Source organism: Bacteroides sp. AM54-2NS (genome assembly GCF_003602935.1).
Lineage (GTDB): Bacteria > Bacteroidota > Bacteroidia > Bacteroidales > Bacteroidaceae > Bacteroides > Bacteroides xylanisolvens.
This window is the reverse complement of sequence record NZ_QTMZ01000009.1, coordinates 120,873-137,514: the sequence shown is the minus strand read 5'-3', so window position 1 is coordinate 137,514 and position 16,642 is coordinate 120,873. Positions and strand designations below refer to the sequence as shown.

Genomic DNA, 16,642 nt, shown 5'->3' with positions numbered 1-16,642 from the left:
TTAAGAATGAAAAATTAAGAATGAAAAATCTGCCGGGATGTTGCATGCGAATTCTTCATTCATCATTCATCATTCTTCATTTTTTAAATAATCCGGTTTCTTCTCTTTTCTGTTTACTCCACCAAAGAACTTTTCTATTTTCACTTTGCGTTGCAATTGCATCATGCCATAATAGAATGCTTCAGGACGTGGCGGGCATCCGGGAATATATACATCTACCGGAAGAATCTTGTCCACCCCGTTTACTACGTGATAGGACTTCTTGAAAGGACCTCCGCTGACAGCGCATCCGCCTACGGCAACCACATACTTCGGATCGGGCATCTGGTCGTAAAGTCGTTTCAGTACCGGAGCCATTTTATTGGTGATTGTTCCGCATACCATAATCATATCAGCCTGACGCGGGCTGGCACGTGCTACCTCAAACCCAAAGCGGGCCATGTCATAACGCGCGGCACCCAGTGCCATAAATTCGATACCACAACAACTGGTTGCAAAGGTAAGCGGCCACAGTGAATTGCTGCGTCCCCAGTTGATAAAGTCGTCAAGTACTCCGAGGGCAACATTGGCTCCTCCTGCATTAAGTTCCTTGACCAACTTTTCCAATGATTCATTGTCGATAAACTCATCATACGGAATAGATTTTATTTTTGGCTTTTTGGTTATTTCCATTCCAAAGCTCCTTTCCTCCAGGCATAAGCAAGACCCAGAACTAAAATGATAAAGAAGAAGAGAACACTAATAAGTCCCTGTGGTCCCATGTCACGCATAACTACCGCCCACGGAAACAGAAAAGCTGTTTCGACATCGAACATAAGGAATAGGATGGCAAACAAGTAGTAGCCTACACGGAACTGCATCCATGATTTACCACGTGTCGGTATACCACATTCATAAGCCTCAAACTTTTGCAGGTTGTATGAACGGGGAGAGATAGCACGCGAGAGGGCTATTACTACACCGACAAAAGCAAGCGCTGTCAGTAAAACAACAACTAAAAATGTAAAATTCATAATTCAATAGCTGTTTAGATTGAATATTATATAGAAATAAGCAATTAGTCTATTCGCCCTATGGAGAATAAAACCAACTGTAATAAATGACGAGCAAAAGAGTCTACTGTACTGTAGGCTAAATGACAATCTTTCTCAACCCATATATATAATAGGAGATAGGATCGTAATAATATGTAGGAGAATGGGATGAGACAGGGTAAGGTGGACTTTGATGTTTGTAATGGTCACAGAAATATGCGATTAACAAAAACATGCTTTTATCTGTCGGAACATGTGCGACGTCTGTATGACTCATGTCACAGGTTTGCGTCGTATAAAGATTATAAAGACGTTCCAAAGCATCCTGAATCGGACGATCTTGTGATACATAGCATTTCTCCTGCCGATAAGTCGGGGAGGAAACTTTGCACATATCTTCCATTGCTCCATTAGTTGCACAATGGATGAGCAAAGCCAACACTAAAAGTAGTCCGAATTTTAAGCTTTGTTTCATCTTTCTCCTTTAACGGCTGCAAATATAGAACTAATATTTATACTTTTTGCAAAGTCCGTATAGCAAAAAAGCTTTTTTTAACTCCATATCTTTTAGATTCATTTTTTAGTCAGCATGGTTTCACAAATATCATTTAGAATGGGGTAATTTCTCCATCTTCATTTGTTAAAAGATGCAATAAAAAGAATGATTTACGCTCTTTTTGGCGAATAACACAAAGAAAATACATTTTTTTGCAGATTAAGAAAGAATACATGATTATGAAACGCACACTTTGGTTTATATTTTTCCTTCTAAACTCCTTGTTTTACCTCTATGCAGATAGTGAGAATGATTCTTTGTTGAAGGTGTTAGACAAAGTGATTTCTGAACGTTTGATATATACCCAGAAAAAAGAAGCTACCATAAAAGAATTAAAGAAAAAGAAAGTTGGCCTTAATTCGTTGGAGGATATATACAATTTAAATAAAGAGATTATCCATCAATATGAGACTTTTGTCTGTGATTCGGCAGAACAATATATTCATGAGAATATTGATATAGCAAAAACGATTGGTAATAAAGAATATCTTTTGGAAGAGCAGCTCCGGTTGGCTTTTGTCTATTCTTTATCCGGTTTGTTTATTCAAGCAAATGATATTTTTAAGTCGATAAAATGTGCGGATTTACCCGATCATTTGAAAGCTTTGTATTGCTGGAATCGTATACGTTATTATGAAAATCTCATTAAATACACGGACGATGTACGGTTTTCAAACGAGTATATATCGGAAAAAGAGGCTTATCGGGATACTGTGATGAGCATCTTATTTGACCAGTCGGATGAATATAGAAAAGAAAAAGCTGTGAAGCTTCAAGATAAGGGAAGTACCAAAGAGGCTCTTCTGATTTTGACAGAGATATATGATAAACAAGAGCCGGCATCTCATGGATATGCTATGATGGCTATGGGGCTTGCCAGAGCTTATCGGTTGATTGGGAATTATGCACTGGAAGAAAAGTTTCTAATGCTGGCTGCTATGACAGATACAAAACTGGCTGTCAAAGAGAATGAGGCATTATTGACATTGGCAGTTAATTTATATCATAAAGGAGATATAGACAGGGCTTATAATTATATTAAAGTAGCGTTGGATGATGCCATCTTTTATAATTCCCGTTTTAAGAATACAGTAATTGCCCGCATCCATCCGATTATTGAAAATACATACTTGATCCGGTTGGAAAAACAAAAGCAGAACCTCCGTTTCTATATATTTCTGACTAGCTTGTTTGTGGTAGCTCTTGCTATCACCCTGTATTTTACATATAAACAAACAAAAATTGTATCCCGGGCTAAACGGCATCTTAAAGCTATGAATGAGGAACTGGTCGGGCTGAATAAGAATCTCGACGAAGCTAATCTGATTAAGGAAAAATATGTGGGGTATTTTATGAATCAATGTGCCGTTTATATTAATAAACTCGATGAGTACAGGAAGAATGTGAACAGGAAAATCAAGACCGGACAGATTGATGATTTATATAAGTCATCCTCCCGACCTTTTGAAAAGGAACTTGAAGAACTATATCATAACTTTGATAAAGCGTTCCTTAAATTGTATCCTAACTTTGTGGAAAAGTTCAATTCTTTGTTGAAACCGGAGGAACGTTATAAACTGGAAAAGGACCAACTGAATACAGAATTACGCATATTTGCATTGATACGGTTAGGAATTACCGATGTTGGACAGATCGCTGTATTTTTGCATTATTCTGTGCAGACAATCTATAATTATAAGAGTAAAGTGAAGAGAATGTCCACTCTTGATAGTAATATCTTTGAGGAGGAGGTAAAAAAGCTTGGTTCTTTGTCTCAAAAATGATTCTATCCGGTTTACCAAAACTAAAAAATGGTCTTGTTGTAAGCTGTTGATTATTAAATGTATATGCAGTAATTGTTCTATAAAACGTTTACTTTCCCGCCTACTTCCACTAAGAAGTAGGCTTTTTTCATCTCTATATTTGCATCACAAGATTTTTGATAACTGAATACTAATCTAAAGAAACACACAACTATGAGTTTTTCAGAATTGTATCTTATTTATTATCCCAAACTAGTTCGGTTTGCAAAAGAATTTGTGATGTCGGAAGAGGATGCTGAGAACATAACGCAAGATGTGTTTACAGACTTATGGGAAAAGAGAGAGTCTATGAATCATATTGAGAATATGAATGCTTATCTTTTCAGACTTGTGAGAAACAAATGTTTGGATTATTTAAAGCATAAAGTATTCGAGCAAAAGTATGTCGAGAATGTGAAGGCTTCTTTTGAGATTGAGTTGAATCTGAAATTACAATCTTTGGATCGTTTTGATGTATATGATATATCAGAAAGAAATCAGATGGAGAACCTGATACGGGATGCTATCAATAGTTTGCCTAAAAGATGCCGTGACATATTTTTGTTAAGCCGCATGGAAGGATTGAAGTATAGGGAAATATCCGAACGTTTGGGCATTTCGGTAAATACAGTGGAATGTCAGATGGGAATAGCACTGAAAAAGTTGAGAGCAAAACTCAATGTAACATTGGCTGCATAACTTTTTAATGATTTTATCGGTATTTTTTAGGGGTATTTATTGAGATAATCGTTCTTTGATAAAAAAGGACTGTGTATATGGAGAATTGTCTGAATAAATATTTTGCGGATGAATTTACTTCTGATGAAAAAACAGAGTTTCTCATAGAAGTGGAAAACAACGAAAGGCTGAAGGAAGAATTTATAGAAAATCAGAATTTGCTGGCACTCGTTGATTGGATATCTCCGGAATATGAAAATAATAAAGAAGTTGTCCAACATAAATTATATGAATTTATGTGTAGAATGGAGCAACACAAAGATAAATAGGTTTAGGATACCATGAATAAAATTTATATCATATTACTGACTGTTTTCTTTTATGCAAATGTTTATTCTCAACAAGCTTATTTTGTTGATGGGTATCATGGCGGGATATATGGACATTATCCGGTAAAGTGGAAAACTCAATTCATTGTGGATCAGCTGGCTATGCACCCGGACTGGCGGATTTGTATGGAGATAGAGCCTGAAACATGGGATACAGTCAGAGTGCAGACTCCGGAGGCTTATTTGCGTTTTAAAGAGATGGCTACTAGTAATCAGGTAGAGTTTACGAATCCTACTTATGCACAGCCTTATTGCTATAATATTTCGGGAGAGAGTATAATAAGACAGTTTCAATATGGTATTGCTAAAATAAACAAACATTTTCCGGGGGTAGATTTTGTAACCTATTCGGTAGAAGAACCTTGCTTCACAAGTTGCTTGCCACAAATCCTTAAACAATTCGGCTTTAAATATGCTGTATTGAAATGTCCCAATACCTGTTGGGGAGGGTATACTGCTGCTTATGGCGGAGAATTGGTTAATTGGGTGGGACCGGACGGGACTGCAATATTGACCGTTCCCAGGTATGCTTGTGAAAAACTAGAGCCGGGATCAACTTGGCAGACAACTGCTTGGGGAAATTCGGATGCTTATTTAAAAGATTGCCGTAACGCAGGTATCAAACACCCCGTTGGTATGTGTTTTCAGGATGCCGGATGGAAAAACGGCCCATGGCTGGGAAGTGGAAAGAACACAAAAAATAACTCTATATATGTGACATGGAGAGATTACATTGAAAATGTCTCCATTGGAAAAACGGATGATAACTGGTATTTTTCACAGGAAGATATACATGTGAATCTTATGTGGGGAAGTCAGGTTTTGCAAAAAATAACGCAAGAAGTACGTGTTTCAGAAAATAGAATTGTCATGGCAGAGAAAATGTCTGTAATGGCTTATCTAGAAAATAAATATATTTGTCGACAGGCAGATATGGATGAGGCTTGGCGTACACTGATGTTGGCACAACATCATGATTCGTGGATTGTGCCTTATAATGGACTGCATAGGAAAGGAACATGGGCTGATCAGATTAAGCGATGGACAGACAGTACCAATCATCTTGCAGATGGAATTATTGAGGCATCTATGCGGAGCTTTAATGAAAAGTTTATTCCGCAAAATAATGCTCAACAGCAATATATACGTGTTTTTAATACATTAGGAATGAGAAGAAAGGAAATCGTAAGTGTTCTTCTGCCTACGGAATCTGAAAATGCGGATTTAAGTGTTTATGACTGGAAAGGTAAAGATATAGGTTGTTTGGTAGAAAATGAAGGTAAAGAGATAAGATTATTTTTTGAGGCAGAGATTCCTCCCTTTGGTTATTCCACGTATTGTATAAAAAAGAAAGAAGCCGGTAAGAAAGAGGCTTCGGAGAGTAGATTCGTTTTGGAAGGTAATAAGGTGAATAAACAGGAATACGTGGTTGAAAATGATATGTATAAAATTGTTTTTGACTTATCAAAGGGAGGAACCATAAAAAGCCTGATAGCTAAAAAAGAAGGGAATAAGGATTTTGCAGGTAAAACGGGGAAATATGCTTTAGGGGAGTTACGAGGCTTTTTTTATGAAGAAGGCAAATTTCGTTCTTCTATAGAGACTCCGGCCAAGCTGACAGTAGTAAGGGATAATGTATATGAGCAAAAAATTAAGATAGAGGGTGAGATTGCTTCCCATCCGTTTACACAGGTAATCACTCTCACTAAAGGAACGAGACGAATCGATTTTGATTTGACGGTTGACTGGAAAAAGAATGTAGGTATTGGTGAATATAAAGAGGAACGTTGGCGTGATAATCGTCGGGCTTATTGTGACGATCGGTTTAAACTAAGTGTATTATTCCCGACTGATTTACATTCTCCCCGTGTTTATAAAAATGCACCGTTTGATGTATGCGAAAGCAAACTGACTGATACTTTCTTTGACTCTTGGGATCAAATCAAACATAATATTATACTTCATTGGGTTGACTTGGCTGAACAGGAAGGCGACTATGCTCTGGCTTTATTATCAGACCATACTACTTCTTATTCTTATGGAGAGGACTATCCGCTAGGACTGACTGCTCAATATTCGGGTGGAGGACTTTGGGGACCTGATTATAAAATAACACACCCTTTGAGGATGAAGTATGCAATTATACCTCATCGTGGCAAATGGGACAAAGCATCAATCGCAGATGATAGCGATTGTTGGAATGAACCATTGCTGCATTCTTGCTATCCAGTGGCAAAACCGGAATCGAAATCATTTATTGATTTACAGAATACTGGTTATCAAGTGAGTGCTCTTCAAATGAAAGATGGAAAGGTACTATTGCGCCTGTTCAATTCTGAAGGGGACGAAAAATTACAAAAGGTTACCATTGACATGCCATTATCCGGAGTGGAGGAAGTTGATTTGAATGGACAATGTATCGAAAGAAAGAAGATAAAAACACGTGCAGGTAAATCGGAAATGATGATTTCAATGCCGCGGTTTGGTATTAAGACTTTCGTTCTTAGTTTGACTTAAAATAATTAGATTATTGTTATGTATAAAGCGACTGCTAATCTTTTAATTGTTTGCTTTTTGTGTTGGATGACGGGTTGCTCATCAACCAATACCGTATCGGAAGATTTGGTTCCGACCGATTATGTAAACCCGTTTATTGGTGCCAGTACTAGTGTAGGGGCTGCCGGTGTTTATCACGGATTAGGTAAAACTTTTCCCGGAGCTACGACTCCGTATGGTATGGTACAGGTTAGTCCTAATACAATAACGGGAGGTGATAACGGTTCCGGATACAGTGATGAACATAAGACAATCGAAGGATTTGCCTTTACCCAGATGAGTGGTGTGGGATGGTTTGGTGATTTGGGCAATTTTCTTGTGATGCCTACAACTGGTGAATTATATAAAGTGGCAGGTAAAGAGAATAATGATAGTATAAAAGGCTATCGTTCGGCTTATAACAAAGCCACTGAAACAGCTAAGGCCGGATATTATTCGGTAGAATTGACTGATTATCATATCAAAGTAGAAAGTAGCGCGACACCACATTGTGGAATTTTACATTTTACTTATCCTTCTAGTGACCAATCGCGTATTCAGATTGATTTAGCTCGTAGAGTAGGGGGAACATCTACTTCACAGTATATTAAAGTTGTAGATGATTACACTATTCAAGGATGGATGAAGTGTACACCTGATGGTGGTGGATGGGGTAATGGTGAAGGAAAAGCCGATTATACCGTTTATTATTATGCGCAATTTAGTAAACCTTTGACTAATTATGGCTTTTGGAGTGCAGATATTCCCGAACATTGGGTTCGGAAACGTGATGAAGTAGTGAGTATTCCTTATTTGACTCGTATATCACAAGCTCCGGTTATAAAAGATAAGAAAGAACTGACGGGTAAACACCTGGGCTTTTTTACTGAATTTCCAACGAAGGAGGGAGAGACTGTAGAGATGAAAGTTGGTATCTCTTTTGTTGATATGGAGGGTGCTGCAAATAACTTTGAACAAGAAATAGCCTCTAAAAATTTTGGACAAGTAAAGCAGGAAGCTACTGAATTGTGGAATAAAGAACTTAATCGTGTCCGGATATCCGGTGGTACGGATGATGAAAAAACGATATTCTATACTGCCATGTATCATACGATGATTGATCCTCGTATCTATACAGATGTAGACGGACGTTATGTAGGCGGTGATTATAAAATACATACGGCTGACAGCACTTTTACAAAACGTACTATATTCAGTGGATGGGATGTATTTCGTAGTCAGTTTCCTTTGCAGACTATAATTAATCCGCGTTTAGTAAGTGATGAACTGAACTCATTGATTACTATGGCAGAGCAGAGTGGGCGCGAATACTATGAACGTTGGGAATTGCTGAATTCCTATTCCGGCTGTATGTTGGGAAATCCTGCTTTGTCTGTTTTGGCGGATGCTTATATCAAAGGGATTCGTACGTATGATGCAGAGAAAGCATATCGTTATGCCATTAACACATCCCGTCGTTTTGGTAATGATTCATTGGGGTATGCTCCGGAACCATTGAGTATTTCAACCACTTTGGAGTATGCTTATACTGATTGGTGTATATCTCAATTAGCGAAAGCTATGGGGAAAGAAGACGATGCCAAATGTTTCTATGAAAAGGGACAGGCATATCATTCTATTTTTGATAAAGAAAAGGGATGGTTCCGTCCCCGTAAAGCAGATGGTACATGGGTAGAATGGCCGGAGAATGCACGTCTTAAAGAATGGTATGGGTGTATAGAAGCAAACTCTTATCAGCAAGGTTGGTTTGTACCTCACGATGTTCCGGGAATGGTGAATTTGATGGGTGGCAAGGAGAAAGTTATTGCGGATTTAACAGATTTCTTTAATAAAACTCCTTCTAATATGCTGTGGAATGAATATTATAACCATGCGAATGAACCTGTGCACTTCGTTCCTTTTTTGTTCAATCAGCTTGAAGTTCCCTGGTATACTCAAAAATGGACACGCTATACATGTGAAAAGGCTTATGCAAACAAAGTTGAAGGGATTGTTGGCAATGAAGATGTAGGTCAGATGTCGGCGTGGTATGTGTTGGCTGCTTCCGGTATTCATCCTTCCTGTCCGGGAAATACACGTATGGAGATTACAAGTCCGGTTTTTGATAAAGTAGAGTTCAATCTTGATCCCAGCTATTATACTGGTAAGAAATTCACGGTGATAGCTCATAATAACAGCATAAATAACGTCTATATACAAAAGGCCTTGTTGAACGGTCAGGAATACAATAAATGTTATCTTGATTTTGCGGACATTGCAGCCGGAGGTACATTGGAGCTGTTTATGGGTGATAAACCTAATGTTGAGTGGGGACTTTGATTGAATAACATACTCTGAAACAAATTGTTACTTTAAAATCTTGATAGTATGATGAATAAACTTGGGCTTATCATTGTATCGGTTATATTAGCTTTAATCCAGACAGGGTGTGCAGAGCAGAGTACATGGATGTCTTTGAACAGCTCTAATCCTCGGATTATCTGGGAAGTGAAACCCCAGGCAGATTTAGAGAACATAACCGGAGAGCAGATTTCTACTCCGGAATTTAAAATGTCCGATTACGTTAAAGGTGTGGTTCCCGGAACTGTTTTTACTGCTTATGTTGAAGCAGGAATCGTTCCTGATCCTAATTATGCCGATAATATTTATAAAGTAGACGAAACGTTTTATAACCGTCCTTTCTGGTATCGTACGGAATTCGAACTCCCGTCTTCTTATTCGGAGGGGAAGCGGGTATGGCTTCATTTCGACAATACGAATCGCTTTGCCGATTTCTATTTTAATGGCGAGAAGATATCAGGAACAAAAGCATCTACTAAAGATATAAGCGGTCACATGTTACGTTCGAAGTTTGATGTAACCAATCTGATAAAGAAATCCGGTAAGAATGTGATAGCTGTTCTGATTACCGATGCCGATCAGAAAAAGACGCGTAAGGCTAAAGACCCGTATGGAGTTGCGTGTAGCCCCAGTTATCTGGCTGGTGCCGGTTGGGATTGGATGCCATACGTACCGGGACGTCTGGCTGGTATCACAGGCAATGCTTATCTTGTGGTAACGGGAGATGTAGTGATGGAAGATCCTTGGGTACGTTCAGAGTTACCGACCTTGCAGAAAGCAGAGCTTTCTGTCTCAACAGATATTAGAAATGCTTCTTCTTCCCCCAAAGATGTCGTTGTATCCGGAGTGATTCAGCCGGGGAATATTTCTTTCTCTAAAGACATCGGGTAGAAGGAGGAACAACAGCCAGACTATCTATTAACAAAGATGACATAGCGCAATTGGTCGTTGACCATCCGAAACTTTGGTGGCCGAATGGTTATGGTGATCCCAATCTTTATACTTGTAAGCTGACTTGTTCTGTAGATGGAAAAGTGTCGGATGTAAAAGAAATGACATTCGGTATCAAGAAGTATGAGTATAAAATGGTCGATAATGTAGTGGGATATCCTGTTCTTACATTCTTTATCAACGGACAGAAGATCTATCTGAAAGGTGGAAACTGGGGAATGAGCGAATATCTGCTTCGATGTCAGGGTAAAGAGTATGAAACGAAAATCAGACTTCATAAGGAAATGAATTACAATATGATCCGTCTATGGACAGGGTGTGTTACTGATGATGAGTTTTATGATTATTGTGATAAATATGGGATTATGGTATGGAATGATTTTTGGTTATATGTAGCATACAATGACGTGGCTCAACCGGAAGCATTTAAAGCGAATGCCCTTGATAAAGTCAGACGCCTTAGAAACCATCCTTCTATTGCTATTTGGTGTGGAGCAAATGAAACGCATCCGGCACCTGATTTGGATAATTACCTGCGTGAAATGATTGCGAAGGAGGACAATAATGACCGTATGTATAAGTCTTGCTCCAATCAGGATGGATTGTCCGGAAGTGGTTGGTGGGGAAATCAACCTCCAAGACACCATTTTGAAACTTCAGGCAGTAATCTGGCATTTAATACACCGGCTTATCCATACGGTATTGATCACGGTTACGGTATGCGTACAGAAATAGGAACGGCCACTTTCCCCACATTTGAAAGTATCAAAGAGTTTATCCCGGAAAAAGACTGGTGGCCTCTGCCTACTGATGAGCAGTTGAAGAATGATGATGACAATGTATGGAACAAACATTTCTTCGGTAAGGAAGCGTCTAATGCCAACCCGGTTAATTATAAGAATTCAGTGAACACACAGTACGGAGAATCATCCGGATTGGAAGAATTCTGCGAGAAAGCGCAAATGCTGAATATCGAAGTGATGAAAGGTATGTATGAGGCTTGGAACGATAAGATGTGGAATGATGCAGCCGGACTTCTGATCTGGATGAGCCATCCGGCTTATCCCTCGTTTGTATGGCAGACTTATGACTATTATTACGATCCTACAGGTGCTTATTGGGGAGCAAAAAAGGCTTGTGAACCTTTACATATCCAATGGAATGCTTCCAATAACAATATAAAAGTAATAAATACTACAGCAGAGGACTTGAAGGCTGCAATAGCTAAAGCTGCAATTTACAACCTGAATGGAAAAGAAGTATCAGCATACGGACAGACAAAACAGGTCGATGTGGCAGCCAGCAACATTGCAGAAGCATTTTCTTTGAACTTTAACCCTTTCAATCTGGCTTATGGAAAGAAGGCTGTAGCTTCTTCTTCAACAGGTGCCTCTAAAAGTGCTTCAATGGTTACTGACGGAGGAGCCGGAAGTCGTTGGGAAAGTGCATACAGTGATCCTCAATGGATATACATTGATCTTGGTAAAGAAGAAAAGATAGAAAAGGTTATTTTGAAATGGGAGGCAGCTTGTGCTAAGAAATACGAACTGCAAGTATCGAATGATGCGCAAGAATGGAAAACCGTTTATGCCAACAAAGATGGAAGAGGTGGTACTGAACAGATTGAATTGGAACCTGTTACAGCACGTTATGTGAAATTGGCAGGCATCAGCCGTGCCACACAGTTTGGATATTCATTGTTCGAATTCGAAATCTACGGTGAGAAACCAAAAGAGATAGAAGAACTGACTCCGCTTCATTTTATCAAGTTGGAACTGATAGATGCCAAAGGTAATCTAATCTCTGAAAACTTCTATTGGCGGAATGGCGTGAGAGATCTTGACTATACATTGCTGAACACACTTCCGGAAGTTGCTTTGTCTTGCCGATTGGTGGATAAATCGATGTCTGACGGAAGGATGAAGATAGCTGTAAAGAACAATTCCGAGACTGTGGCTTTTGCTAATCGGGTGAGGCTTGTTAATAAGGCTACGCAAAAACGAATACTTCCAATTATTATGTCCGATAATTATGTGACGTTGATGCCGGGCGAAGAAAAGGTTATCACTATGGAGGCGACTCCCGAACTGTTGAAAGGAGGCGTAAGTGTATTGGTGAAACAGTATGGGAAAGCAGAGAAGAATAAGCTGAATATAGCAGATTGATTGTTGTACGGTTATCTTTATGGTTTGATTAAAAGAATAAAGAAAATGGATAATAGACTAAAAATGAGGATACTCTTGTTGTTATCTTTAGTTTATATAAATTGCGATTACTTACAGGCACAAACAACAATACCCCGGTTTGAAGAAGGGGAACGTGTCGTATTTGTAGGAAACAGTATTACTCACGGCGGACATTATCATTCATTTATCTGGCTGTATTACATGACTCGTTTTCCGGATAAACCGATTACTATCATGAATGCCGGAATTGGTGGAGAGAGTGCGTGGGATATGAAGGATCGCTTGGACTATGATGTTTTCAACAGGAAACCAACTTATGTGACTCTAACTTTCGGTATGAATGATACCGGTTATGATATTTACATGAAAGACGATGCAAAAGAACTGTCGGAACAACGGATTGCAAAGTCATTGGAAAGCTATCGGGAAATAGAAGAACGCTTACTGGCTAAAAATAAAATAAAGAAAGTTTTGATTGGTGGTTCTCCTTATGATGAGACTTCCCGGTTTAATAATTTTATATTGCGTAATAAGAACAACGCCATTTTAAAAATCATAGATGCCCAACGTACATCGGCTAAAAAGAATGGCTGGGGTTTTGTTGATTTTAACCAACCGATGCGTGAGATAAGCAGAAAGGAGCAGGAGGCAGATTCTACATTTACATTCTGCAGGATAGATAGAATTCATCCGGATAATGACGGACAGATGGTCATGGCCTATTTGTTTCTGAAAGCACAGGGACTGGCTGGGGATGAAGTGTCATCAGTATCTATTGATGCATATCATTCATCTGTAATAACCCATAAGAACTGTAAGATTTCAAAACTAAAAAAGAGCGGATCTGATCTGACTTTTGATTATCTGGCGTATGCTCTTCCTTATCCGCTGGATTCTATTTCTAGAAGTGGCTGGGGAAATAAAAGGTCACAACGCGATGCAATGCAGTTGGTTCCATTTATGGAAGAGTTTAATCAGGAACGTTTTCAGGTAACAAACTTAGAGAAAGGAATGTATCGGTTAACTATAGACAATCAGTTTATTGACAATCTCTCATCCGAAAAGTTGGCGAATGGAGTGAATTTGGCAGATTACCCGAATACTCCCCAATATCAACAAGCTGCGAAAATCATGTATCTGAATGAAGAACGATTTGAAGTGGAGAAACGTTTCAGAGAATACTTGTGGACCGAATATTCATTCCTGAATAAAGAAGGATTACTGTTTGCTGATGATCAGAAAGCTATCGATAAACTAAAAGAATATTTACCTAAAGACGGGTTTCTTAGGATGAGCTACGATTGGTATATAAAAGCGATGAATCCCGAAATACGGGAGGTTTGGAGCAATTATATGAAGACTATTGTTGAAACAATTTATAAAATCAATAAACCTGTCACTCATAAAGTGAGGCTGGCAAGAGTTGAATAATAATAGAAGATGAATAGAATGAAACGATTGTTATGTTTAGGTTTGATTTGTTATTTCTGTTGTCTGCCGATGATAGTATATGGAAATGAGAAAACTTCGCCTTTCTATTTGGCGGAATTAAAATGTGAGAATCTTATTGATCCTTTGGGGATTGATAATGTGACTCCTCACTTCAGTTGGAAGTTAAAGGGGGACGGCTGGAAAGGCGGGCAAACTTATTATGAAATACAGGTAGCTTCGGATAGTATTCTGTTGGTGCAGGATAAAGCTGATTTATGGAATACCGGAAAATTGAAATCCAAAACTTCGGTTATGGTACCTTATCAAGGGAAGATTTTAACTTCTCGTTCTTTGTGTTATTGGCGGGTACGCGTTTGGGATGTTAAAAAACAAGATTCATCATGGAGCCCTGTTGCCCGTTTTGGAGTTGGCATCTTGGATCAGTCACAGATGAAAGGAGAATATATAGGGGCTTCTGTTGAAGGTGGTAAGATTTGTGCTCCTATTCTTCGCAAAAAAGTGAAACTGACTCAAGGGGAGACTTCTTTCTTGCATGTAAATACGTTAGGTTATCACGAAATTTATATCAATGGGAGAAAGGTTGGGGAGGACGTTCTGACCCCTGCTGTATCACATTTATCTAAACGTTCACTAATTGTTACTTATGATATTACTCCTTATTTAAGAGAAGGAGAAAATGATTTGCTTATCTGGCTGGGACAAGGTTGGTATAAAACGACGACTTTCGGAGCAGCTTATGAAGGTCCGCTGGTAAAAGCAGAATTGGATGTGTTGAGAAATGGTAAATGGGAAGTCGTAACGAAGACAGACGGATCATGGTACGGACGTGAAAGTGGCTATTCTGATACAGGTACTTGGCGTGCTTTGCAGTTTGGAGGTGAGAGGGTGGATGGAAGGATTCTTCCACGAGATCTTTCAACACAGGCTTTAGACAAAATGAAATGGACTCCTGTTGTGAAAGTGAATGTTCCCGATCATATCACTTCCCCTCAAATGTGTGAGATAAACAAGATACATCAGATTTTGCAGGCTGTTTCTGTAAAGAAGCTGGGTGAAGGTCTCTGGCTGGTAGATATGGGAAAGGTTCAGACCGGATGGTTTGAGATGCAAATGCCTATATTGCCGGCAGGTCATGAAGTTATTATGGAATATAGTGATAATTTGACGAAAGACGGTGAATTTGACAAGCAAGGTGAAAGTGATATTTATATATCTGGTGGTAAGCAAGGAGAATACTTCAGAAATAAATTCAATCATCACGCTTTTCGATATGTGCGCATCTCCAATCTTCCTCAAAAACCGGAAACAGGTGCTATGAAATCTCTGCAGATTTATGGAGATTATAAACAGACCGCAACTTTTGAATGTTCGGATGCCGACTTGAATGCTATTCACCAAATGATTCAGTATACGATGAAATGTCTGACTTTTAGTGGATATATGGTAGACTGTCCGCATTTGGAACGTGCAGGATATGGTGGTGATGGAAACTCCTCAACGATGTCTTTGCAAACGATGTACGATGTAGCTCCAACATTTGAAAACTGGGTGCAAACATGGGGAGACTCCATGCGTGAAGGAGGAAGTTTGCCGCATGTTGGTCCTAATCCGGGTGCCGGTGGCGGCGGTCCGTATTGGTGCGGATTCTTTGTACAGGCTCCCTGGAGAACGTATGTCAACTATAATGATCCCCGCTTGATTGAGAAGTATTATTCTCAAATGAAAGAGTGGTTTAAGTATGTTGATAAGTATACAGTAGATGGTTTGCTGAAACGTTGGCCCGATACCAAATACCGTGACTGGTATTTGGGTGATTGGCTGGCACCCATGGGAGTAGATGCAGGTAATCAGGCTTCAGTGGATTTGGTAAGTAACTGTTTTATCAGCGAATGCTTGAGCACTATGTATAAGACAGCCTTAACATTAGGAAACAAAGAAGAGGCGGAAGAGTTTGCTATTCGTAGAGAAAAACTTAACAAGTTGATTCATCAGACGTTCTACCGTGCGGATGAAGGAATCTATTCTACCGGCTCACAGTTGGATATGTGCTATCCTATGTTGGTAGGTGTTGTACCTGATTCTTTGTACAATAAAGTGAAAGAGAATGTTGTTACGATGACCGAAGAAAAATATAAAGGACATATTGCTGTTGGTCTGGTTGGAGTACCTATTTTGACAGAATGGGCTGTTCGGAATAAACAAGTGGATTTCTTCTATCAAATGATGAAGAAACGTGATTATCCCGGTTATCTGTATATGATTGATCATGGTGCGACAGCGACTTGGGAATATTGGAGCGGAGAACGAAGTCGTGTGCACAATTGTTACAATGGAATTGGTACTTGGTTTTATCAGGCTGTAGGAGGAATACGTCTTGACGAGGCTAAACCTGGATATCGTCACTTCTATGTCGATCCTCAAATTCCAAACGGTGTGACCTGGGCAAAAGTAACGAAAGAATCACCTTATGGCACAATTGCTGTTAATTGGAAGTTGAAAGATGATAATCAGTTGAATCTTCAATTGACAGTTCCTGCCGGAACAACGGCTACAGTTTGCATCCCTAATAATGCTGTCTCATGTAAAAAGAATAAGAAGAAAGTGAGCGTTAAGGAGCAGACTGTTGATGTAGAAGCAGGGCATTATGATTTTCTATTTAATTTGAAATAGATACCCTACTAGAGTGTATTTATGATTT

At 39.0% G+C, this 16,642-nt stretch carries 10 protein-coding genes and 1 pseudogene; 8 read left to right on the top strand and 3 right to left on the bottom strand.

Translation table 11 applies throughout. The annotated features are described in order from the left end of the window. Positions 1-69: 69 nt before the first annotated feature. The 3 genes from DXA05_RS08290 to DXA05_RS08280 all read right to left on the bottom strand — a co-directional run bounded on the left by DXA05_RS08290 (position 70) and on the right by DXA05_RS08280 (position 1,509). On the bottom strand, positions 70-672 hold the full coding sequence (locus DXA05_RS08290) for an NADH-quinone oxidoreductase subunit B (protein WP_004301465.1): 603 nt from the start codon (positions 670-672) through the stop codon (positions 70-72). Then, positions 663-1,013: an NADH-quinone oxidoreductase subunit A gene (locus tag DXA05_RS08285; protein WP_004312114.1), complete on the bottom strand. Its 351-nt coding sequence runs from the start codon at positions 1,011-1,013 to the stop codon at positions 663-665. The genes DXA05_RS08290 and DXA05_RS08285 overlap by 10 nt, the downstream gene beginning before the upstream one ends. A gap of 118 nt (positions 1,014-1,131) precedes the next feature. Beyond that, a complete protein-coding gene (locus tag DXA05_RS08280; protein ID WP_004312115.1) occupies positions 1,132-1,509 on the bottom strand; it encodes a hypothetical protein in 378 nt (125 codons plus the stop codon). A 260-nt stretch (positions 1,510-1,769) separates the two neighbouring features. Here DXA05_RS08280 and DXA05_RS08275 point away from each other — a divergent pair, with 260 nt between their 5' ends. The 8 genes and pseudogenes from DXA05_RS08275 to DXA05_RS08240 all read left to right on the top strand — a co-directional run bounded on the left by DXA05_RS08275 (position 1,770) and on the right by DXA05_RS08240 (position 16,614). Next, positions 1,770-3,374 carry a DUF6377 domain-containing protein gene (locus DXA05_RS08275; protein WP_032851024.1) on the top strand — a complete coding sequence of 535 codons (1,605 nt, stop codon included), beginning with the start codon at positions 1,770-1,772 and terminating at the stop codon, positions 3,372-3,374. 192 nt (positions 3,375-3,566) lie between these two features. Continuing rightward, positions 3,567-4,091: an RNA polymerase sigma-70 factor gene (locus tag DXA05_RS08270; protein ID WP_004312117.1), complete on the top strand. Its 525-nt coding sequence runs from the start codon at positions 3,567-3,569 to the stop codon at positions 4,089-4,091. A 77-nt stretch (positions 4,092-4,168) separates the two neighbouring features. Beyond that, positions 4,169-4,399, top strand: a complete 231-nt coding sequence (locus tag DXA05_RS08265; RefSeq protein ID WP_008650696.1) for a hypothetical protein — start codon at positions 4,169-4,171, stop codon at positions 4,397-4,399. A gap of 12 nt (positions 4,400-4,411) precedes the next feature. Beyond that, positions 4,412-6,976, top strand: a complete 2,565-nt coding sequence (locus DXA05_RS08260) for a glycoside hydrolase family 38 C-terminal domain-containing protein (RefSeq protein ID WP_128859033.1) — start codon at positions 4,412-4,414, stop codon at positions 6,974-6,976. Between the two features lie 18 nt (positions 6,977-6,994). Further along, a complete protein-coding gene (locus tag DXA05_RS08255; RefSeq protein ID WP_128859032.1) occupies positions 6,995-9,334 on the top strand; it encodes a GH92 family glycosyl hydrolase in 2,340 nt (779 codons plus the stop codon). 48 nt (positions 9,335-9,382) lie between these two features. Beyond that, positions 9,383-12,471: pseudogene (locus DXA05_RS08250) on the top strand (discoidin domain-containing protein). A gap of 45 nt (positions 12,472-12,516) precedes the next feature. Further along, positions 12,517-13,923, top strand: coding sequence for an SGNH/GDSL hydrolase family protein (locus DXA05_RS08245; protein ID WP_128859031.1), 1,407 nt, complete (start codon positions 12,517-12,519; stop codon positions 13,921-13,923). 9 nt (positions 13,924-13,932) lie between these two features. Continuing rightward, positions 13,933-16,614, top strand: coding sequence for a family 78 glycoside hydrolase catalytic domain (locus tag DXA05_RS08240; protein WP_128859030.1), 2,682 nt, complete (start codon positions 13,933-13,935; stop codon positions 16,612-16,614). Positions 16,615-16,642 lie beyond the last annotated feature (28 nt).